This is a genomic window from Virgibacillus doumboii (genome assembly GCF_902806455.1).
GTDB lineage: Bacteria > Bacillota > Bacilli > Bacillales > Amphibacillaceae > Lentibacillus > Lentibacillus doumboii.
Genome location: NZ_CADCWQ010000001.1, coordinates 821,684 through 844,404 on the forward strand (window position 1 = coordinate 821,684; position 22,721 = coordinate 844,404).

General features: G+C 41.3%; 22 protein-coding genes. 12 read left to right on the top strand and 10 right to left on the bottom strand.

Features of this window, described 5'->3' with window-relative positions; translation table 11 throughout:
• Nucleotides 1-252 precede the first annotated feature (252 nt).
• Both G6R02_RS03915 and G6R02_RS03920 read left to right on the top strand, forming a co-directional pair.
• Nucleotides 253-378, top strand: a complete 126-nt coding sequence (locus G6R02_RS03915; protein WP_164667941.1) for an anti-repressor SinI family protein — start codon at nt 253-255, stop codon at nt 376-378.
• Between the two features lie 176 nt (nt 379-554).
• A complete protein-coding gene (locus G6R02_RS03920; protein WP_164667942.1) occupies nt 555-2,108 on the top strand; it encodes a Na+/H+ antiporter NhaC family protein in 1,554 nt (517 codons plus the stop codon).
• 302 nt (nt 2,109-2,410) lie between these two features.
• Here the strand turns inward: G6R02_RS03920 and G6R02_RS03925 are convergent, their stop codons facing one another.
• A complete protein-coding gene (locus G6R02_RS03925) occupies nt 2,411-4,108 on the bottom strand; it encodes a M3 family oligoendopeptidase (RefSeq protein WP_164667943.1) in 1,698 nt (565 codons plus the stop codon).
• Between the two features lie 141 nt (nt 4,109-4,249).
• On the opposite strand from G6R02_RS03925, the gene G6R02_RS03930 reads away from it, so the two are divergent.
• Entirely contained in the window at nt 4,250-4,555 is a 306-nt protein-coding gene (locus G6R02_RS03930; RefSeq protein ID WP_164667944.1) for a hypothetical protein, read from the top strand.
• Nucleotides 4,556-4,669: 114 nt separating this feature from the next.
• Entirely contained in the window at nt 4,670-4,897 is a 228-nt protein-coding gene (locus G6R02_RS03935) for a DUF2164 domain-containing protein (protein ID WP_164667945.1), read from the top strand.
• Nucleotides 4,898-5,073: 176 nt separating this feature from the next.
• On the opposite strand, the gene G6R02_RS03940 is transcribed toward G6R02_RS03935, so the two are convergent.
• From G6R02_RS03940 to G6R02_RS03975, 8 genes are all read right to left on the bottom strand, one after another.
• A complete protein-coding gene (locus G6R02_RS03940) occupies nt 5,074-5,988 on the bottom strand; it encodes a DUF6612 family protein (RefSeq protein ID WP_164667946.1) in 915 nt (304 codons plus the stop codon).
• An 80-nt stretch (nt 5,989-6,068) separates the two neighbouring features.
• Complete coding sequence (locus G6R02_RS03945; RefSeq protein ID WP_164667947.1) at nt 6,069-7,094, bottom strand: DUF6612 family protein; 1,026 nt, start codon at nt 7,092-7,094, stop codon at nt 6,069-6,071.
• A gap of 155 nt (nt 7,095-7,249) precedes the next feature.
• Entirely contained in the window at nt 7,250-8,086 is an 837-nt protein-coding gene (locus G6R02_RS03950) for a CvfB family protein (protein ID WP_164667948.1), read from the bottom strand.
• 354 nt (nt 8,087-8,440) lie between these two features.
• On the bottom strand, nt 8,441-9,487 hold the full coding sequence (gene mnmH, locus G6R02_RS03955) for a tRNA 2-selenouridine(34) synthase MnmH (RefSeq protein WP_164667949.1): 1,047 nt from the start codon (nt 9,485-9,487) through the stop codon (nt 8,441-8,443).
• A 24-nt stretch (nt 9,488-9,511) separates the two neighbouring features.
• A complete protein-coding gene (selD, locus tag G6R02_RS03960; RefSeq protein ID WP_164667950.1) occupies nt 9,512-10,564 on the bottom strand; it encodes a selenide, water dikinase SelD in 1,053 nt (350 codons plus the stop codon).
• Between the two features lie 76 nt (nt 10,565-10,640).
• Nucleotides 10,641-11,300: an ABC-2 transporter permease gene (locus G6R02_RS03965; protein ID WP_164667951.1), complete on the bottom strand. Its 660-nt coding sequence runs from the start codon at nt 11,298-11,300 to the stop codon at nt 10,641-10,643.
• A gap of 1 nt (nt 11,301) precedes the next feature.
• A complete protein-coding gene (locus tag G6R02_RS03970; RefSeq protein ID WP_164667952.1) occupies nt 11,302-12,168 on the bottom strand; it encodes an ABC transporter ATP-binding protein in 867 nt (288 codons plus the stop codon).
• 1 nt (nt 12,169) lies between these two features.
• The gene (locus tag G6R02_RS03975) at nt 12,170-12,547 is read right to left on the bottom strand and encodes a GntR family transcriptional regulator (protein ID WP_164667953.1); all 378 of its coding nucleotides are present in this window, start codon (nt 12,545-12,547) and stop codon (nt 12,170-12,172) included.
• Nucleotides 12,548-12,633: 86 nt separating this feature from the next.
• On the opposite strand from G6R02_RS03975, the gene G6R02_RS03980 reads away from it, so the two are divergent.
• From G6R02_RS03980 to G6R02_RS03995, 5 genes are all read left to right on the top strand, one after another.
• Entirely contained in the window at nt 12,634-12,795 is a 162-nt protein-coding gene (locus tag G6R02_RS03980; protein ID WP_164667954.1) for a hypothetical protein, read from the top strand.
• 50 nt (nt 12,796-12,845) lie between these two features.
• Nucleotides 12,846-13,742: an AEC family transporter gene (locus G6R02_RS03985; RefSeq protein ID WP_164667955.1), complete on the top strand. Its 897-nt coding sequence runs from the start codon at nt 12,846-12,848 to the stop codon at nt 13,740-13,742.
• A 110-nt stretch (nt 13,743-13,852) separates the two neighbouring features.
• Nucleotides 13,853-15,244 carry a Na+/H+ antiporter NhaC gene (nhaC, locus tag G6R02_RS03990; RefSeq protein WP_164667956.1) on the top strand — a complete coding sequence of 464 codons (1,392 nt, stop codon included), beginning with the start codon at nt 13,853-13,855 and terminating at the stop codon, nt 15,242-15,244.
• A 15-nt stretch (nt 15,245-15,259) separates the two neighbouring features.
• Nucleotides 15,260-15,433, top strand: coding sequence for a hypothetical protein (locus G6R02_RS19900; protein WP_205520050.1), 174 nt, complete (start codon nt 15,260-15,262; stop codon nt 15,431-15,433).
• Nucleotides 15,434-15,547: 114 nt separating this feature from the next.
• Entirely contained in the window at nt 15,548-16,339 is a 792-nt protein-coding gene (locus G6R02_RS03995) for an SDR family oxidoreductase (protein ID WP_164667957.1), read from the top strand.
• A gap of 3 nt (nt 16,340-16,342) precedes the next feature.
• Here G6R02_RS03995 and ytaF read toward each other — a convergent pair whose 3' ends face one another.
• Entirely contained in the window at nt 16,343-16,963 is a 621-nt protein-coding gene (ytaF, locus tag G6R02_RS04000; RefSeq protein ID WP_164667958.1) for a sporulation membrane protein YtaF, read from the bottom strand.
• A gap of 195 nt (nt 16,964-17,158) precedes the next feature.
• Between ytaF and G6R02_RS04005 the strand changes: the two genes are divergently transcribed.
• The 3 genes from G6R02_RS04005 (at nt 17,159) to G6R02_RS04015 (ending at nt 22,707) form a co-directional block, all read left to right on the top strand.
• The gene (locus tag G6R02_RS04005; protein ID WP_164667959.1) at nt 17,159-19,312 is read left to right on the top strand and encodes a DNA topoisomerase III; all 2,154 of its coding nucleotides are present in this window, start codon (nt 17,159-17,161) and stop codon (nt 19,310-19,312) included.
• 412 nt (nt 19,313-19,724) lie between these two features.
• Nucleotides 19,725-21,233, top strand: a complete 1,509-nt coding sequence (locus tag G6R02_RS04010) for a Na+/H+ antiporter NhaC family protein (RefSeq protein WP_164667960.1) — start codon at nt 19,725-19,727, stop codon at nt 21,231-21,233.
• Nucleotides 21,234-22,098: 865 nt separating this feature from the next.
• Complete coding sequence (locus G6R02_RS04015; RefSeq protein WP_164667961.1) at nt 22,099-22,707, top strand: DUF6230 family protein; 609 nt, start codon at nt 22,099-22,101, stop codon at nt 22,705-22,707.
• Nucleotides 22,708-22,721: the final 14 nt, after the last annotated feature.

Below are 22,721 nucleotides of genomic sequence, written 5' to 3' on the forward strand. Positions count from 1 at the left end.
ATATAGTATGGTAGGTCTATTGTATCACATTGTAATTGGAAAAAAAGTACATCTGAAACGCAGACTTTCGACAGCGGGATTCGACAATAGTTCAGATTTCATATGACTTTTTATGTGACTTTTATGACCTTGTGCGGATAATGGTTGTTATATATACTCTGTATAATGAATAGTTATTATAGGAGATTATTACTAGTTCTCAATGAGGATCGTACATAATAATCCAAAATAATACCATATGGGGGATGCCAAATGAGCGATCAGGTAATGATTGCGTTAGATGAAGAGTGGGTCGCATTGGTAAAAGATGCAAAGGCTGCGGGGTTAAGCATCGAGGAGATACGAGATTTTTTAAATAGAGATGGAAAGAAGGATTAATTTTTTTGCTATGCTGTTCTTTTTAATGAACGAACGCATCTGAAAATGTCCAGTGGAAAGATTTGCTGGGCATTTTTTTGCAGGAAATTTTCCGCTGATAGAGAAATATAATTGTATGGGTATTAATATGTTAGTAATAGAAGATGTCCATAAAATATCATAAGGGGGATTATGGAATGGAGTTTGGCATACTTTCGCTATTGCCTCCAGTGATTGCAATTGTGCTGGCACTTGTTACACGCAACGTGATACCTGCTTTATTTGCCGGTGTCTGGCTTGGTGCAACGATGATGTATGATTGGAATCCATTAATGGGGTTATATGCAAGTTTCAGTGATTTTATCATTCCAAATGTGGGTAGTGAGTGGAGTGCGACCGTTATCATTTATTGTGGTCTTTTTGGGGTGCTTATTGCATTTCTGCAAAAAACAGGTGGTGCACATGCTATTGCTCATGCCATTTCCAGGAAGGTTAAAACGCCAAGGGGTGCACAGGGGTCTACATTCCTGTTCGGTATCATTATTTTCTTTGAGGATTATTTCAATGCGCTAACGGTTGGCAGTGTCATGCGGTCGGTAACAGATAAAATGCGTGTGTCACGGGAAAAGCTGGCATATATTGTTGATTCAACGTCTGCACCGATGTGTCTTCTAGCACCTGTATCAACATGGGTTGTGTTTGTAATGGGACTTATTGGAGCTCAATATGTGGAGCTTGGAATGTCAGAATCTGAGTATATGACTTATATATTCACGATTCCGTTTAATTTTTATGCGATTCTGGCATTAGCTATGGTGGCTATTATCGTATTCATGAAATGGGATTTTGGTCCAATGGCAAAAGCTGAAAATCGGGCGCGCACAACTGGAGAAGTAATTCGTGAAGGTGCGGAGCCGCCATCGGATGATGAAATGGATCAGGTAGCCATTGCCGAAGACTTTACACCTAAAAAAAGAAGCATGATCATCCCGATTGTCGTGCTTGTTGGTTTGATTCCACCATTATTTTTATGGACTGGCGGATATCCGGAAAAAGATTTTATAACAGCAGTTGGTGAAGCTGACGGGGCAACTTCGATTTTAATTGCAGCTTTTGTAGCAGGTATTGTTGCCTTGTTTATGGGAATTCAGCAAAAATTGTATTCGTTTAAAGAAGCGATGTCCATTTATGTGAGCGGTATTAAAAGCATGACAATCGTTTATATTATTTTAACGTTGGCATGGTCGATTGGAAGTGTTACCTCTGAACTGGGAACAGCAGCATACATTGTGGAATTTGCTCAACAGACAACTTCACCGGCGATCATTCCGGTACTGCTTTTCTTCATCGGAGCGATTGTCGCATTTACGACTGGGACGTCATATGGAACATTTGCAATTATGATTCCGATTGCAATGCCGCTTGCTGCTTCGATGGATTCTTTATCCATGTATATAGCAATCGCAGCGGTACTTAGTGGAGGAATTTTTGGTGATCACTGTTCACCGATTTCCGATACAACGATCCTGTCATCTGCAGGCTCGGCCAGTGACCATATCGATCACGTAAATACGCAGATTCCATATGCGGTGACAGCCGGAATCAGTGGTGTTATTTCGTTCCTGGTTGCTGGAATATCTGGTTCAGCTGTTCTTTCCATTGTTGTGGGAGCTGTGTCATTAGTGATAATGGCCTTCCTGTTAAGAAAGATGTGGGGGCAGGAAATACCGAATGAAGAGATAGCTGCATAGAGAATGAAAACGCTTGAAGTGATGGCACTTCAAGCGTTTTTTTGTGATTTGTGAGCGGTCTGTAATTGCCCGGTTTTCGAGGACTTATTTTCCGTTATTTTCGAAAATAACCTCTGAATTACAGCCTTGGCGGACATATTTTCCTTTATTCATTTATTATTGCGAAGAATCCGTGTTTTTTTGACCGTTAGCGGAATAAATGTCCGTGAACTTTGGAAAAACACCGACTTTACTGCATATAGCGGAAAATATGTCCGCGTGGTTAAACTGACTTATCATTGTGCTGTTTGAGTCAACATATTTTATAATGATTTGTCGTCAACAGATTCGAGCCATTCTTCAATTGTTTTAACGACGGACTCGACGGTTCCTTTTTCAAATGGGGAGCGGAGATTTGCCGCTTCAACCAGTCCAAGGAACGATTTAGATCCGCCAAGTTTACAGAGATTCAGATAGTCGTTCCATGCTGTTTCGCCTTCTTCACGTGACCGTTTCCAAAATTGGAATGCACAGATTTGTGCAAGTGTGTAGTCGATATAGTAAAACGGATCTTCATAGATATGGCCCTGACGCTGCCAGAACCCGCCTGCTTCCAGATACGGATTTCCCTCATAGTCACGGTGCGGCAGGTATGTTTCTTCGAGTTTCTTCCATGCCTGTTTACGCTCTTCCGGTGTCCAGTCAGGATTCTCATAAACCAGATGCTGAAATTCATCAACTGCAACACCATACGGCAGGAATTCCAGTCCATCCGATAAATGTGAGTATTTGTATTTTTCGGTGTCCCCTTTGAAAAATAACTCCATCCATGGCCATGTGAAAAATTCCATGCTCATCGAATGAATTTCGGCTGATTCGTAAGTTGGCATTAAGTATTCCGGAATCCCGATATTACGGCTGGAATAGAACTGAAAGGCATGTCCGGCCTCGTGTGTCAGCACGTCAATATCAGCTGATGTACCATTGAAATTTGAAAAAATGAATGGTGATTGATAATCTTCAATGAATGTACAATATCCACCGGCTTCTTTGCCTTTTTTCGCCTCAAGATCCATTAATTTGCGGTCTAGCATGTATTGGAAAAACTCTTTTGTTTCGGGTGAGAGTTCTTCATACATTTTTTTACCATTTTCAATAATCCATTCAGGTGATCCTTTTGGTGTTGCATTGCCGGTTGCGAATTCGATTGGTTCATCATAATATTTGAGTGAATCGACGCCGATTCGTGCTGCCTGTTTTTCGTATAATTTGCTGACCAGCGGCACGATGGAATCACGCACCTGCTTGCGGAAAACAGCTACCATGTTTGCATCATAATCGATTCGCAGCATCCGGATATAGCCAAGCTCGACGAAGTTTTTGCAGCCGAGGGTTGTTGCAATTTCATGGCGCGTTTTAACAAGCTTGTCATAAATATCATCAAACTTGTCAGCATGTTCAGCAAAAAAACCTGAACTTGCTTCAATTGCTTTTTTTCGGATGGAGCGGTCTTTGCTTTGGGCAAAAGGTGACAACTGTGCCAACGTATATTTCTCACCCTGGAACTCCACCTCTGCAGATGCAACCAGTTTGGAATATTGGGATGACAGCTTATTTTCCCTCTGAAGCAGTTCGATGACTTCCGGGGAAAAAGCTTTGATTTCATGGTCAGCTATTTGGAAGAGCTGCTCACCCCATTGCTTTTCCAGTTCATCACGGAAAGGTGATTTCACCAGTTCTTTATAAAATCTGGTGTTAAGTTCCTGAATTTCAGGTTGTATTTCATCAAAAAAATCTCGTTCATTTTGATAATATTCATCATTTGTATTAATTGATGCGCGAATATACACCAGGTTGAACAGTGTTGACAGGCGATTACGGAAGGCATTGATTTGTTCAATCGCCTCATTCTGCTCTTTCATGGATGATGCGTCTGTGAATTTTTTTAACAGCGTATCGAACGTTTCTTTCTCTTTTTGCATATTCGGCCGTTCGTACGTATAATCTTCAAAAGTTAGCATTTTATTCCTCCTTATCTCATACAACTATTCGACATTTAATGGCTAAATTCCTTTGGGTCACGAAAAAATATTAAAATGGGTGCGCGTACAGTAATTAAATTGACTTTGTTAAAGCGCACATATAAAATAAGAGTATGGAAAATGATAAAGAATGATGAGGTGATTATGATGTTTTCAATGACCTTAACGATAGGCGCTTCCGCATTGGTTATATTAATGATCGTGAACATGATTTTAAGCAAACTTCATAAAAGTAATACGTTCACTGTCTACATACCTGCAGCGATTGTATTCGGTCTCGGATTAGTAGGCGTATTTATTGCCGTATTTGGAAATACAGAAGTTCTCGGCTTAGGTTTTGGTGGATGGGGCATCGGCTTTCTGTTTGCTGGAGCCATTGGAGCTCTGGTAACTTCCCTGGTCGATGTTTACACGCATGCTGAATAATGGATTGATAAAATTGGATTGCCTGCCCTGGCTTACAGTGGCAGGCAATTTTTACTAGGATGAAGGGATTGGCGTTTGGACCAGCGAATGTTGAAAAAAGGCAGGAGGTATCTTATGCGAGCGAAGTTTGATTTGCCTAAAGAAAAGAAAGATGAAATGGTCGGGTCAATCCAAAAGTATTTTTTGGAAGAGCGCGGTGAGGAAATTGGTGATCTCGCCGGTATACTGATTTTGGAATTTATCATGGAGGAAGTTGCTCCTGTTTTCTATAATCTGGGTGTTGAAGACAGTCATGCATATTTCACGGAAAAATTGGATGATCTTTTTGGAATTATGAAGTAGGGGGATGAAGTTTGCTCAGTACATTTCGGGTGGAGAAGATGGGATGAGAGAAAAACATCATCCCCACAGAGAAAACATCTTCCCGAGAAGCAGAACATCAGCCCCACAGCAAAAACATCTTCCCGAGAAGTAAAACAATAGCCTGGAGGAATACCCCCAGGCCGGAAATTCAATTTCTATTGTTGAAATGAAACAGCTGAATCCACGATTTCTTGTGGAACCGTGATTTTGTCATGCTGGTTGAATTCACTTATCGTGTAATTTGCTTTATGGTAGGCTTCGATATCGCCCATCTCACCAGAAGTAGAAGATTCATATTCAAATTGATAGCCCGTTATATAATACGTTTCTTTATCAATTGCTATTTGATATGATCCGCTCATTTTCATGTTTTCAAAGTGTTCTTTGAGTGTACCATCAAGCATGGCAATACCCGCACCATAAATGGCTGATTTATATTCCTCATCGTTTCCTGAGAATACCAGCACATAGTGGTCGCTATTTTCCTGTACCTTGAATGCTTCGGTTTGATTGGCATATTCCACCATTTGATCGGCTCCAAGCGTATTATATACCTCTGCGTAGCCGGAACTTGCCGGCATGGAATACCATTGATTTGCATCCGGGGATTTTAAATACACACCATCATTTACTTTATACAGTTCAATATCACCGCCAGTATCTGTATTGGATGTTGTTGACGATTGGATGTGCATGTTCAATTGGTCAGTTAGGCTTGCTTTCATAGTTAACTGTGTCGTTGCATTACTTTTTTGGCCGTTTATCGTGCTGTTATCTGTAAATTCACCCTTGATCAGATAACTGGTAACCTTTGACATTGCTTCTGCTGATTTTTTAAAAATTGCCTCAGCATTGGCTAATGCAGGTTTATTATTACTGCTGTCCTCAGACGCTTCTTTTTCTTCATTTTGTTCTGCGTTTTTATCATTGTTCTCAGTTGTGTCTTCAGCTGACTGATCCTGTTCAGCAACTGCCTCCTTTTCCGCGTCCTTTTCACTTGCTTCATTATCGCCGCATGCTGCCAAAATCATCAATAAAAGCAGCGACATTACAGCTATTATTTTTTTCATTTAGTCACCTCATTAAACGGTAGTGACCAAACTTTACCATATTCGGTTATAACCGTAACTTATACCCGAGTATATATTTTTCAATTAACAGGTTCTGCTGAATGGATGACATTTTCCGGGATGTTTATTTGATCATATGCATTAAAATTGTAGTACTGATAATCACTGATTTCGTGGATACGTCCTTCACCCGCCGCTCCTGATGTTACCCCTTCATATCTGAGTCTGTAGTTTGTAAGGTGGAACGTTTCTTTATCGATGATTAACTCGTAAATACCGGAAAGCTGCATATTGTGAAAAAAATCCCGGAAAAACTCGTTTAAAACTTTTTTTCCTGGTTTGAATACGATTTCTTTAAATTCCTCGTTTGTCCCATCATAGTTAAGGATATAGTGGTTTTTATCAGTGGTTACCTGGAAATGTGCGCCGTATTCCGCATAAGCCTTTAGTTGCTTAGCAGTAACGGCGTTATACAGATTGTTTTCTGCATATTCGGCAGGCATTGTTATCCATTTTTGATTTTCTTTTACGTAATATTTGTCATCGGTAAGGTACATTTCCAGATGGGCATCACTTTTTTGTAAATGGATGTTTTGATGGAGATTGACCGGGGCGTCCAGTAAGATTTTACCATCTACTTTGGTGTTTTCCTTTCTGCGTGTTCCATTGATGGTTGAGTCCGACATGATGCTTCCTTTAAAAGAAAGACTTTGGAGATTAGCCATTGTTGTACTTGATTTTTGCAGGATAACTGAAGCGTCGGTCAACTCTGTTGTAGTGTTTTCATTGTTTTTAGCAGCTGTGTTTTGCTGATTATTTTGTGCTTCATCGTTTTCTGGCTGCTTCTCTTCTGAATCGTTTTGTTGTTTACTTTCATTTTTCCCATTTTCTGTTCCGTTTTGCTGCTTATTTTCGCTATTATTTTGTACATCCTGTTGGTCTTCGTTTTCTTTTTCCGTATTCTCCTGGTCTGACGTGTTTTCAGTGGCGGATTGTTCTTCTTTTATTTCGTCACTGCCGGCTGCGGCATCATTCTCGGTATTTCCATTAGCACTGCAAGCCATTAACAAAAACCCAATCCCCATTAAAACAATTATTTTTTTCAAGTGTATACACCTCTTTAAGAGTTGGTGTTCAAAAGGTACCACATAAAGGTAAAGGTGTAATGTATCCTCAGGTATAAAAAAAGCAACCATGACATGGCTGCTAAAATATGATATAAATTATTCGACAAAATTCGGGAAGTGACAGGCACCCCCACCTACACCAAATACGTCTCCCCATCACGCTGTTCAATTTTTCCTTCTTTCATCAGTTTACCTAGGGCGCGTTTGAAGGCTGCTTTACTGATGTTGAAGGTGCCGCGGATATCTTCTGGATCACTTTTATCACTGAATGGCATTACGCCGCCACTTTGTTCAAGATGCTGTAGAATGGCTTCAGCGTCTTCCCCCATACTATGCTTTATCAGTGGTCTGAGGGAGATGTTAACTGAACCATCGTCTTTTACATCGATTACCCGTCCACTGACCATTTCGCCAAGGCGTGGTTCCGTTTTTCGTTCCGTGTGATGGATAAAACCACGGTGATTATTTTCCGAAATGAGGGCAGATCCTTCCTTGCTGGTTTTGTAAATCCGTCCGCTGATAGGTTTATTTAATAAATCTTCCTGTGCAGCTTCCCATAGACGGTCAAAAGCACTTTCGGAAGCGGGGATGGCGAGCAAACGTCCTTTTCGATCCAGTCCCAGTGTCACGAAAAGCTTATCACCGGCTGCTGGCCAGACCTCTTCAAACAATGGGAGGTCATCAATGGATACGAGTATATCTTTTGAAGTACCAATATCAACGAACACCCCCAGATTGGGAATGATATCAACAACCTCAGCCCAGTCGTATACGTCCATTTGCACGAATGGTAATTGTGTCGTTGCAGTAGCCCGTCCGTTTTTATCGGTATAAAGAAAGACGTCCACTTTCTGCCCGGGATCGAGTTCGTTGTCCGTTTCATTATGATGTAAAAGCACATCACCATCCAAAACGTATCCGGTATCAATTTTACGCAGCACTTCAAGTGTCTTTATTTTCCCTGTATTCATTTTGTAATCCGTCCTTTTTTGTATGTAATTGGAAAAGGGGCACTCTATTTATAAGAGTACCCCTTTGATTTATAAAGTAACACATAAGCTTTCATTTTTTTAATTTTTTATCCCGATTGCATGCTATCGGGTGGGGAATCCGCTTTTCTCGGATTCCGCGAACCGCGGTCTATGTTCCACTGGTGTTTTCTAACTTAAGCAACATCAGCCCTGCCTGCTCTGATGTCCTTGCGGCCCCGAAGCCGCGCCAGTGTGAATAAGCATCTACAAAAACTACAAGCAGAATGCCAGAATTTCTAACTTACTTGCTACTTACTTTTGATACATTATCATATAACCGTACGTGTGTCAAGTTTATTTACTTTCCAGCACTTGTATTCCTTTGAAATTTTTAATTTCCTCTACGGCTTCGTCTGTATTGTCAGCATTTACAGTAATTTTTTTGTCGTCCGGAAATTTACTGATGGTGTGTTCATACCGCGGGTCATAGTAATATTCAAGTAAAAGCTTCACAGCATTGGAATAATTACCGCTTTGCAAATCTGTTTGTATTTCTTTGGCAACAGGTGTGTGAATGCGTTTTTTAATAACCTGGAATGCCTCCATGAATTTTTCCGGGTGATTCCAGGGCTCGTAATCATCTAAAATATTTTTTACCCGTTCTTCTATTGGCAGATTGACAAACAGTTGTGTGCTATGTTCCTTTTTTTCGTAAAAGAATTCCGGCAGCATTGCTTTGCCAATGCGTTTGCTTTCTCCCTCGATAAATACAAAAGGTGCATCCTGATACTGCAGCATTTTCTGGACAAGCTGTGATTCAAATTTTTTTTGATTGCTTGGTTCAAGTCCGATGTGTCCAAAAATCGATCCACGGTGATTTGCCATCTTTTCCAGATCCATGACAGGATATCCGTCCCGGGAGAGTTGCTTTAATATCGCTGTTTTGCCTGATCCCGTATATCCGTTCAAAACGACTAAATCCGGTTTGAACCCTTTTTTATCCAGTTCGCTGACGACCCACTGGCGGTAACTTCTGATGCCACCGGTTAACCGATTGACATCCACACCCATTAAATCTACAACGGTTGCTGCGGTTTTACTTCGCATGCCACCGCGCCAGCAGAAAACTGTTTTTGGAGTTTTAATTGCTTTCACTTCAGCAATGAAATCAGGAAGTTTTGCAGAAACAATCTCCAGGCCGCGTTCCCTTGCAGTTTCTTTTCCTGCCTGCTTGTAAAGGGTACCAACTTCAGCACGTTCTTCATCGGTAAAGACTGGAATATTAATACTCCCCGGAATTGTTGCCTCATGAAATTCTTTAGGCGAGCGGACGTCAATCAATGTATGTTCTTCTTCTTTTTTTCGGGCAAATAATTCCTGTAATGTAATATCGCTAAACATAGCTTCATTCACTTCCTAAAAAAATCAATCTAGAACGGTAATATGGCCGCTTTTTCCTTCAATAACTTCACCGATGATTTGTGCCTCAACACCTTTATCCTGCAATTCGTTGAGCAGCGAATTCGCGTCATCGGATGCCACTGATATAAGCAGGCCGCCGGATGTTACCGCATCACACAAAATCCATTTGTCAATCTGGTCCATGGCTTCCGGATAGGTGACAACGTCTTTGATATGGTCGAAGTTATTTTTCGTTCCGCCTGGTACAGCCCCGGATTCCGCGAGTTCTTTTACCCGTGGCAAAACAGGTACTTGACCTGCATTAACATGAATTTCAACGTTGCTTCCTTCCGCCATTTCTGATGCATGGCCGAGCAGTCCAAACCCGGTTACATCCGTACTTGCATGGACATCATAATTGGCCATTGTTTCGGATGCTGTTTTATTTAATGTTGTCATCACTTTGGTAACCCGGTCAACTTCTTCTTCACTGAGCAAGTCTCTTTTAATCGAAGTGGAATAAATTCCAACGCCTATTGGTTTCGTCAAAATAAGCTTGTCACCAGGTTGGGCTCCAGTGTTTGTTTTTACTTTATCCGGATGTACGGTTCCAGTAACGGCAAGTCCGAATTTCGGCTCCTGATCGTCAATGGAGTGTCCGCCGACAAGGGAAACATCGGCCTCAGCCAGTTTATCACCGGAACCGCGCAGAATCTCGGCAAGGATTTTTTTGTCCAACGTCGATATTGGAAATGCAACGATGTTAAGAGCAGTAATTGGCTTTCCACCCATTGCATAAACATCACTGATTGCATTTGCTGCTGCAATTTGCCCAAAATCGTACGGGTCATCGACAATGGGGGTGAAAAAATCGGTTGTTTGCACGAGAGCTATTTCGTCATTTAGTTTGTATACTCCGGCATCATCACTTGTATCCAGCCCGACGAGTAAATCGGGATTTGGAGTAGTTTGCGGCAGTGACCGGAGAACCTGTGACAAATCTGCAGGACCGATTTTACAGCCGCACCCACCTTTTGATGAAAGGGAAGTTAATTTAACAGTATTTGTATTTTCCATCTATATCATTATCCTTTCGATTGTTGGATATGAATTTATTTTAACATACCGCGTCGGAAGTACACTTGATAGGCAATTACAAATCTTTATGCTGCCAAATATGTGTTGACAGTTTCATGGATAAAAAATAAAGGAAAAATGTTGCAATACCGGTAATGATAAACGGCAGACCGGGAATATATTTTTCTATTAAAAGAGCATATCCCGGGTCAAGCGCATTAAAGTTTACATAGTTTTCCATGCCCAGTACTGATGTTAACGGCGTCAAAGAAAAGAAAACCATGAAGAAAAAGATGAGCATCATGGTTGAAGCTGCGATTAGAAACTGTTTGAACAGGTAAAAGAGCGGTATGAAAATGGCCCCCATAATTAATGCCAAACAAACGAGTGTCACTATATCCTTCCAGACATAAGCATAAAAATCACCTGAAGTGAAATACGTCAGCCCATAACCGATTACGAGCTGAAACAAAACGACGAAATTGGTTATGATGAAAAAATATACATACCTGCTTTGAATGATTGTTTTTCTCGAAATGGGCAGACTGACTGCAAACCTGTTTATAGTTGCCCGATGGTCGTAATAATATATGTTAATAAGTAAGGATAGTACAATTATAAAAAATGTGAATGTAGGCGGTAACATCATTACATAAGCTAAAATAAGAACAATCAGGACGGGTATATCAGTCGTTCCCTTTGTTACCAGGAAGTCACGTTTAAGTAGAGTTGCCATGCTAATCAGCCTCCTTTTCTTTGTCTGACCGTGTCAAGTAGTACATGATGTCTTCGAGTAATGCTATTTCAATTATCAGTTCATCCGCAAACGATTCGAAAATGGCCGGGTCTCCTTCGAATAATGCGCTGAACCCAATTTCTGTTTCGCGTATTCCAATGAATAAACGGCGAATATCGTCATCCAGATGATCTGTTTGTCCCTTGATGATGTGGTATGTTTCCTTTAGATACTCCATGCTTTTTTGAAATAATACTTCTCCCTGATGAATGAAAATAATATAATCGGCTATCCGGTCCAAGTCATTTGTGATATGGGTTGACAGGAAAATTGTCTGATTTTCCCGAATCATTAATTCCTGTAAAATGTCTAGTAACTCACGGCGGAAAATCGGATCAAGTCCTGACGTTGGCTCATCCATTACAATGAATTCCGGTTCGTGGGCCAGAGCGAACAGCAGGGAGCATTTCATTTTCATCCCTTTTGAAAACCTCTTTATTTTTTTGCAGAAAGGAAGATTGAATTTTTCCAGATAGGTTTGGAACAGGTCTTCATTCCATGTTTCATAGAGTGGTGCAATAAAAGCTTTCATTTTTTTGACTGTAAAATCTTCATACATATACAGGTCATCATAGACAAAGCCGATTTTCTGTTTTACATGATGATCTTTGTGTGATGTACCAAACAGTTTGATATCACCTTCATCAATCTCCAGGATATTCATCATCATTTGGATAGTCGTTGTTTTCCCGCTTCCGTTTGGTCCGATAAATCCTGTTATGTAGCCTTGTGGGATAGTAATGTTTAAGTTTTCAATCGTAAAATCCTTACGCTTTTTCGTAACTTGGTTAAATTCAACGGTGTTCATGCTATGCCTCCTCATCGTAATAAATCTCCAGGCGTTCGATTAATTCCTGCTTCGTGAGTCCCAGCCGTTTTCCCTCCAGAATGATGCGTTCTAGTTCGTTCTCAAGTTCGCGCACTTGCCATTCTTTGAGAACACGGGGCTGCTGACCGGCAACAAATGTTCCTTTGCCGACAGTTGAGACAAGATAACCTTCATTTTCCAGATCTTCATATGCACGCTTCGTTGTAATAACACTGACTTTAAGTTCCTTTGCAAGCAGTCTTATGGAAGGTAGTGCGTCACCTTCTTTTAATTCACCTGAAAAAATATGGTGCTTGATTTGTTCTTTAATTTGCTGGAATAAAGGTTCTTTGCTGCTGCTTGAAATAAGAATGTTCATGGAATCCCTCATTTTTATTGTATATATACATTATATACAATATATACACACTTTTTTTGGAAGTCAATAGGAATTCGGGGAAAAAAGTGGATTGGAAGTTTGGCGGATGTTTGCAATATATGGGAAGGGAGAGGGTATCAGCCCGAGAAGTGGAACATCGGCAGAAGAGCGGGAACATCGGCAGAAAAGCCAGAACATCAGCAGAAGAGCAGAAACATGAGCAGAACAATCCATTCCGGTTAATCTGACAAACACTCATATGATAGACTTGTAGAAGATTAAGATTGGAGCGTTAGCTATGCAATTGTTTTTTCAGGTTGTGTTACCGATAATGGCGGTATTTGGTGCGGGGTATATTTTGCAGCGGATCCGTATTCTTGATGTGAAATCACTGGCAACAGTGTCAATCTATATTTTCCTGCCGGCATTGGTATTCACAACACTTTACGAATCAAGTTTTAATCAAGGCTTTACATATATTATTGTGTTTGCTTTTTTCCTGTTGTTTATGATCATTATTCTCAATAAGTTGTTTGCACGGATTTTTCATTGGAAGGAATCGGTGGAAAGCGGCTCGATATTATCAACGGCTTTTATGAACAGTGGAAATTATGGAGTCCCGGTCATGCTGTTCAGTATAGGGGAGGCGGCAATGCCGTATGCAATTTTTCTAATGGTGCTGCAGACATTGATTATGAATGTCTTTGGTGTGTATTATGCATCAAGGAGTACAAGCGGATTTAAAGAGGCGCTCCTGATGATTTTTAAAATGCCGGCAACATATGCAACTGTTCTGGCGTTTGTTTTTCAAGCGATTCCATGGGAGATTCCCGATTCCATTTACTCAACACTGACAATGGTGGGGGATGCAGCGATTCCTTTAATGATGGTTATGCTCGGAATGCAGCTTGCCTCGATTACGTCGCTCAAATTTAATTGGCAGGTAATCTCATCTGCAGTTGGAATCAGGATGGTGCTTTCGCCATTGCTGGCATTTTTATTTATTTGGATTGTTCCGGTCGATCCTGTTATCGGTTCGGTGCTGGTAATTGTTGCTGCCATGCCGAGTGCAGCGACAACGACCATGTTTGCGATCGAATTTGATTCCGAACCTGAGCTTGTTTCCAGTATTACACTAGTAACAACGCTCGTTAGTATTATAACAGTAACGGTTCTGCTGAATATCATTGCCTGATGTCAGGTTATTGAGGGAAGGGGGAACAAAAAAGGTCTTTTGTTTCACTCATACCTATGATATATTCCAGTCTAACCGTTGCTATTTTTTTATTAAAAGGAGATTTCTGTATGTATCGAATCAAAGCGGTTTTGCGGCCGTCATTAGGTGAAGCGATCAGTCTTACCTTTGCAGTATTACTGATTATCTTCCTGGGAATTATTCTATTTGGAGCGGCGCCACATATTCCGCTTGTTATCGCACTCTTGCTTTTAATGGTATATGGATTGTCAAAGCGGGTTCCGTACCGGACATTGGAAGAAGGGGTAACAGAGGGAGCTGAATCCGGTATGGGGGCTGTGTTTCTCTTTTTCTTTATTGGAATATTGATTGCTTCCTGGATGCTGGGAGGGACGATACCTTCACTTATTTATGCCGGATTTGAACTTGTTACACCGAACTTTTTCTTTGCCATTATATTTATTGTGACAGGTATTGTTGGTATTTGTGTGGGAAGTTCTTTGACAACAGTTGCAACAGTAGGTGTAGCATTTATCGGGATTGCTTCTGCTGTAGATGTATCTCTTGCGATTGCGGCCGGTGCCATTGTGTCAGGTGCATTTTTTGGTGATAAAATGTCTCCTCTTTCTGATACAACGAATATGGCATCCTCAACATTGAAGGTTGATTTGTTTGAGCATATTCGCAACATGTCATGGACAACAATTCCAGTATTTCTGATAACACTAATAATTTTTGCGGTTATTTCACCTGAAATTACGTCCGCAGACTTCGGCCAAATGGAATCATTTCAGCAGGAGTTGGTCGATACCGGGCTTGTGAAATGGTACAACGGGGTAATTCCGCTGCTGGTACTGCTGGTTCTTTCCATTATGAGGGTGCCTGCATTATTAACGCTGGCTGCAGGGTCGATAAGTGCCATTGCCATATCATATATTAACGGTATTACACCGCTAAGTGATTTACTTGGATTATTGTTTGGCGGATATGTTTCTGAAACGGGTGTTGAAGCGATTGATTCATTGCTGACACGCGGTGGCCTGAACAGCATGATGTTTACAATCGGTCTGGTCCTGCTCGCGCTCAGTATGGGTGGATTGTTGTTCAAACTCGGCATTGTTCCACGGTTACTGGAAGCAATCGAGCATTTATTAAAAAAAGTCGGCCCGGTTATTGCAGCATCAGCTTTTACAGCGATTGGAATCAACGTGCTTATTGGTGAGCAGTACTTATCGATTCTGTTAACAGGTGAGGCTTACAGTGCACAGTATAAAAAAGTCGGTCTGGCAAATAAGAATCTGTCACGTGTAGCGGAAGATGCCGGAACCGTTATTAACCCGCTCGTGCCATGGAGTGTGTGTGGTGTGTTCATTGCGGAAGTACTTGGTGTATCGACATGGGCATATTTGCCGTTTGCATTCTTCTGCCTGCTTTCACCGATTTTGACGATAATGTTTGGATTTACAGGAAAAACATTGACCTATATTGAAAATAATCAATGAACAGAAGAGCGATGCATGGGACCCGTATACCATTATTCCCGGAACACGGAGACTAATGTTTCCAGGTTTACCTTTTTGGGTAATTTACTGGTAAGCAGTGATGCCGAAAGGGTGGAAGAAATGATTCGAACAATATTAATGATAATTGGCGCGATTGTAGTGATCGGCTGGATACTTTCACTTTTATAATTCGAAAAAATAACTGCTGGATGAGGGCCTAGAAACCTGTCCAGCGGTTATTTTTTTGATAAAGGAGACGTATGATTGTAAAATAAATAGAAACATAAAAGGACGTGAAGAAGAATGGATCTGCAGTTAAAAGGAAAGTCAGTGATTGTAACAGCTGCCAGTAAAGGTCTGGGCAGGGCAGTTGCTGCTGAATTCGCCCGGGAAGGTGCACATGTTTTAATCAGCAGTCGCGATGAAGCAGCATTGAATGCCACTGTGGAGGATATCAAGAAGGAAACAGGGAATGAGCATGTTGGTTATACCGTTTGTGATATGAAACGTGCTGAAGATATTAAAGTGATGGTTGACCATGCTGCATCTGCAAATGGTTCTGTGGATGTGCTTGTAAATAATGCAGGCGGTCCGTCAGCCGGAAAATTCATGGACATGTCAGATGACGATTGGTACCAGGCATTTGAATTAAATCTGCTTAGCTTTATCAGAACATCACGTGAAGTCATTCCACACATGAAGAAGCAAGGCGGGGGACGTATTGTAAATCTTGCTTCTTCATCCATTAAGCAAAGTCTTGATAATCTTGTTTTATCCAATACGATGCGGCCGGGGATTGTCGGGCTTGCCAAAAGTATTGCCAGGGAGCATGGTCAGGATAATATTTTAGTGAACACGGTTGGCCCGGGAACGATAGAGACGGATCGTATCGTTGATTTAAATCAGAAAAGGGCGGATGCACAGGGAGTCCCGGTCGAGAAGGTTGCTGAAGAAGCCGTAAAGCAAATACCGATGAACCGGTTGGGCGAACCAGCCGAATTTGCAAAAGCGATTGTTTTTCTGGCGTCCGGTGCCAATACCTATATCACCGGCCAGTCGCTGATTGTTGATGGTGGACAGGTGAAGGCGCTATAATCCCTACATCATATTTACAACGCCGAGGATAATCAGTAAAAATGGAGGCAGCAGTGACAGCCGTTGCATCCATTTTTTTGTGGCTAAAAAAATTCCAAGCTGAATGCCGCAGATAACGAAAAGTCCACTCATTAACGCAATCGAAAGTGCAGTTACTAAGGGGGAATACCCCAGCATAGCTGCCCCAAGGCCGGCACCGAATGCATCAATCGCAAGCGCAAATCCCAGCATTAGTGCTTCTTTTGCTGAAATAGACCCTGAATGATCCAAATCGGCCTGATGGGGCTCTTTGATAACTGTCTTAAAATTATCCCATGTTTCATCATCAGTGGTTTCTTTGAATGGTGTTTCCTTTCCTGAACGCAAAACATTGTATAAGCAAAATAAACCGATGAACAGCAGAATAACACCGCCAAACATTTCAGCCCAATCAGGTGTGATGAATGCCCGGAGCACATTGCCGATAGTCATGGAAAGATAAACAATCAGGCCGGAACATAGCATAATGATACTTAGTGCCGGAAACGGAACGCGAATGCGTTGCAGCCCATATGTGATTCCAACTCCGAATCCATCGATGCTAACTCCAATAATTAAAAGAATTAATCCGGTATAGAACAGCATCCATATCATTTTCCTTTCTTTATTTTCTATCATAGTTTATGGAGATAAACAGGAGGTGTGACCGTTTGTGGCGTGCAGTTCAGATGCTGTAATAAGTAGAAAAGAGGCTGATTTCATTGTCAGTGCTACTGAACAATACATTAAAATTATGGTAAAGTAGCAGAAGAGAGTGATCCAAAAGAGAGGATTTTTTTAATGAACAAAACAGTAGTATTGGCAGAAAAGCCTTCTGTGGGCCGTGATATTGCACGTGTCCTGAATTGCCAGAAGAAAGGCAATGGTTATTTGGAAGGGTCGAAATATATTGTTACATGGGCGCTCGGGCATTTAGTAACCTTGGCTGACCCGGAAATGTATGATGATAAATGGAAAACATGGCGACTGGGCGATTTGCCGATGCTCCCGAAGCAGCTGAAGTTAGTTGTCATCAAAAAATCCGGCAAACAATTCAGCGCTGTGAAATCACAGCTTAATCGTAAGGATGTCAATGAAGTGGTTATCGCAACCGATGCCGGACGTGAAGGAGAACTCGTTGCCCGCTGGATTATTGAAAAGGCACGTGTTCATAAACCAGTGAAGCGGCTGTGGATTTCATCTGTAACTGATAAAGCTATTCGTGACGGGTTCAAACAGTTGAAACCGGGTGAACAATACGAAAATCTGTATGCTGCAGCTGTGGCTCGTTCGGAGGCGGACTGGTATGTCGGTCTGAACGCAACTCGGGCATTGACAACAAAGTTCAATGCACAGCTTTCGACTGGTCGTGTGCAGACGCCAACCCTTGCAATGGTTGCTGCCAGGGAAAAAGAAATCAAGGAGTTTAAGCCGCAGAAATTTTATGGGATTGAAGCAAAATCCGCAAAAGGGTTCACTTTAACCTGGCAGGATGCGAAAAATAACAGCCGTATTTTTTCCAGGGAAAAGGCGGAAAAGCTCACAGGTCAGCTTAACAAAAAGGCTGCAAAAATCGTGAATATCGACAAATCCTATAAGAAAAAACATGCCCCGCAGTTGTATGACCTGACTGAACTGCAGCGGGATGCAAACCGGATATTCGGCTATTCGGGAAAACAAACATTATCCCTGATGCAAAAGCTGTATGAGCAGCATAAGGTGTTGACCTATCCAAGAACTGATTCCAGAGTTATTTCAACGGATATCGTTCCAACACTGAAAGAACGGGTGAAGGCGTGTGGTGTTGATCAGTATTCCCGCGTTGCCAATAAGGTGATGAAAAAGGAATGGAAACTGCCGAAATCAGTGGTTGATAATGCAAAAGTTTCCGATCACCATGCGATTATTCCGACAGAGCAGCCGGTTATTTTAGCGGAGCTTAATGATAAAGAACGGAAAATTTATGACCTTGTTGTGAAACGGTTTCTGGCTGTTTTATCCGATCCGTATGAGTATGAACAAACAACAATCGAAGCACAAATTGAGAAAGAGCGCTTCACTGCTAAAGGAAAAATTGTTAAAAAACAGGGCTGGAAGGAAATTTATAATGAAAATGATAATTCGGAACAGGGCCTGCCAGCTGTTCAGCAGGGTGACACGTTTGATGTTGAAATCAAGCTGACAAATGGTGAAACGAAGCCGCCGGAACGGTTTACTGAAGGCGGGTTGCTTCAGGCCATGGAAAATCCGGTCCGCTATATGAATCAGGATGAAAAACATCTGGCAAAAACAATCAACAAAACTGGCGGTCTTGGTACGGTTGCCACACGAGCTGATATCATTGAAAAGCTGTTCAACAGCCAGTTAATGGAACTGCGGAACAAACATATTTTCATTACATCGAAAGGCCGGCAGCTGCTTGATCTGGTCCCGGAGGATTTACGATCCCCTGCACTTACCGCTGAATGGGAAAATAAACTAGGCAGAATTGCAGAAGGAAAACTGAATAAAGAACAGTTTATTAAAGAAATGAAAGGCTATTCACGTGACGTTGTCCAGCAAATAAAGGCGAGTGACGAAACGTTCAAGCATGATAATATAACAGGTACGAAATGTCCGGATTGCGGCAAATTAATGCTCGAGATTAAAAATAGAAATGGCCGGATGCTTGTTTGTCAGGACCGCTCATGCGGGCATAAGAAAAATGTTGCTAAGGTAACGAACGCCCGCTGTCCGAATTGCCATAAGCGTATGGAACTTCGAGGTGAAGGGGAAGGAAAAACCTTTTCCTGCAAATGCGGTCACCGGGAAAAACTGTCAACATTCAACAAACGTAAAGAGCAAGAGAAAAAGCACAAAGTTTCCAAAAAAGATGTAAATAAATACTTGAAAAAGCAGGACGACGGATTTAAAAATGATGCATTGGCACAGGCATTATCAAAATTTAAAAAATAGTTGGATGGTTCATGCATTCATAATTGCCCGGGTGGGAAAAGTCCATCCGGGCATTTTCGTTGTCCCAGTGATTGCTGGCGGACAATTTTCCTTTATATAGTACATATATGAAGTGTTTTTGATCAGATAACGGAATAAATGTCCAGGTTAAAATCAAGCCGTGAAGGAACCTTGCATTCTTATAATCGTATGCGGAATGGAAAAGGTGGCATAAAATATTAATTATTTTTTTTGCCACCTTTTTCAGGTGAGGTACGAATATATTGTGAAGGGATAATAATTTTGTCGAATTACTCATCAATAAAAATTAATTTTTATTCATACTTTTCAAAAATTATGATAAACTGGTAAGAAGATTAACATCTCAGAACCTTCATCAAAAATAAATTTACTTTTTTGGAGGGGGAGAAATATGTCAAACAATGCAGAAAGCGTCATAGGGGAAAACAATGAAGAATTAGACAAAGCAACGGGAGAAAAGTCTGTTGACAGATTGGACTTCAGACTTGGTGCTTTTGGGGCAGCAGTACCTTTACTGTTTTTTGTTGTTTGGGCGATATCAATCAGTGTTCTTCAATTATCGTCCGAAGTTGCACTCGTTATGGGTGCTATCATTGGTCTGACCCTTGGTTTACTTTTATGTAAAAGTAAATGGGAAGATTATGCTCAAGGGTTATTTGACGGTTTGGCACAACCTGTTGGTGTCATCGCCATGGTTGCGTGGTTTTATGCAGGTATGTTTGCACAAGTATTACAGGTTGGCGGCCTTGTTGAAGGGCTCGTATGGATCGGTTCGGTAACCGGCGTTGAAGGTGGACTTTTCGTCGCATTGACCTTCTTGCTGGCAGCGACTTTCTCTACAGCTGTAGGTACAGGCTATGGAACAACAGTTGCATTCTGTACATTGATGTATCCGGCAGGTGTAGCTGTAGGTGCAGATCCAACATTTATGTTTGCGGCAATTTTGGCTGGTGCTGTATTTGGTGATAACCTTGCACCGGTTTCAGATACAACAATCGTTTCAGCGACAACACAGGATGCGGATGTTCCGGGTGTTGTACGCAGCCGTTTCAAATATTCTGTTGTTGCGGCAATACCGGCAGTTATTCTGTTTGCTATTTTTGGAGGCGGCGGAACGGCACAGTCCGTTCAGACTTCCATCATTGAATCTGTAAATGCAAGCGGACTTATTATGCTTATCCCATTTGCAATCGTACTTATTTTAGCTTTATCCGGACAGCATTTGCTTACATCACTGACATGGGGTATTATTTCAACCATTCCTTTAATATTTATCATGCATATCAGTGGAATCAGCAGCAGTACGCTGGCTGATATAATCAGCTTTAACGCTGACTCGGGAACAGTTGTTCAAGGCGCACTGGTAAGTGGCTTAACAGGATACTTTAATATGGCAATCCTGATTCTTTTGATTGTAGCTGCTGCACACCTCCTGCGTCTGGGTGGAACAATGGAGGCTATTACAAAAGGGTTAATCAAATGGATTAAAAACTCTGTACGCAGAGCTGAAATTGCTATTTGGGGAATCGTTGCGCTGCTGAACAGTTCCATTACAATTAATACTGCAGCAGAAATTGCAGCTGCACCATTTGTAAAAGAAATTGGTACGAAATATAAAATTCACCGTTACCGTTTGGCTAACATGTTAGACGCTGTGACATCAGCATTGGGTTATATTTTCCCATGGGGTGCTCCGGTACTGTTGGGTTGGTCTACCATCCAAACGATGAAGGCGGAAAACTATGACTGGCTGCCAATCGTTGAGCCGACAGCAGTGTTCCCATTCGTTTTCCAAGGCTGGTTCCTGTTCATTATCATGCTCATCGCGGCATTAACCGGCTGGGGATTACGCTATGAAGGTAAAAAAGGTGAAGAGTTGAAAGAACGACCGAAAGATTAAGAGTACATGATTGAAAGAATGAAGGCTTATAGAAGTCTTCATTCTTTTTTTGCATGGTTACTCAACTTACGCACCTGCAGAATAAGCTCAAACAGCTGACCTTGATAAACTAGAACATTATTAATTGTGCCTTGACAACATTGATTAAAGTTTTTTGTATACATAATCCATAACTCGCGAAGTAAGTATAATTCTGATTCGTACCTGTCAGCGAAGCTCTTACCATGTCTACAGCAGAATGAAAGACTTGGGTGCCTAAATCGATTGCCTTTTCATTGTGTTAGAGCACGTTTCATGATGATTTTAAGGTTAAATCGAGTTCATTTTCATCGATAGAGCACGTCTCATGATGATTTCACGGCTGAATTGAGTTCTTTTTCATCAATAGAGCTTGTTCTTCTACTTATTACGCATTATGTATCAAATACGAACCGTTGATTCAAAGTCGACTCAAGCAGTGTATCTTCAGCCTTTCTTATTCCTTCAAGGCCAATGTGTTCATTTTACGCTGCGAAACTTGAATATGTCAGGAATAAAATGTTTCTTTGGGGGAACATACAGGAAAAACCCAGTACCTTGCTGCAGTGCGGTCGAAGGATTTATTCCATGTTTCAATGTAAAAATATCGGGTAAAACGTTAAATAACATTAAAGACGCAAATTCATTAGTAAACTTGATTCATAACAATCTATCCATAAACTATAATTGTCATCAGTTGAAAAATATCCTACATTTGTAGTGTTTAATCACTGAAAATTCTGTTATATAATAAAACGCAAGAAAGGTGAATGTTTATTCAGTTAAATGAAAGCGATATCAAGAGTGAAGTCTGGAAGTAAAATAAACGTATGGAGGAGTGAGAAGCATGGATAATAGAGACAAAGTGGCGGTAGGGAAAACGTGGAAGAAGAAATTCTTTATTGCGTTCTTTGCAGGTTTCCTGGCACTTGGCGGCCTTATGTCTGTGTTTGGATTTACTGGAACAGCAGTAGCACTGCCGATGGGAGGTATTGGTGACTTTTACGTGAAGTTCGACAAACTGGAAGGAAAGGGTTTTCAGCTATTACCGCATATTGGTGAGACTGGTAATTCCGACGCCGAGCCAATGATCCGGAATAAGATTGACGAAGTGACGATTACCAATCTGCATATCTATAAAGATATGAAAATGCCAGGCGGACAGTGGGTAAGAATTCATATTAAAGCCTCAGGCCCTACAAAAATCAGTGGATTGATTCAGGATGCGCGAATGATTGATGCAAATTTAAGCTTCAATGAGCTTGCAATCGAAGAGCGGAATACCACTGATTTCTCCAAAAACTGGTCACAGCAAGCAAAGACGATAACGATAACAGATGCAAAACTTGTAACGGACTATTTGTTCCAAAATGTTGTCAGCCTGGAAGGTACCAAGATTTATGTTGAGAAGATTGATTCACCAGATATGACAAAACAACCCGGATCAAGCAAATGAACCTGATTTAATGG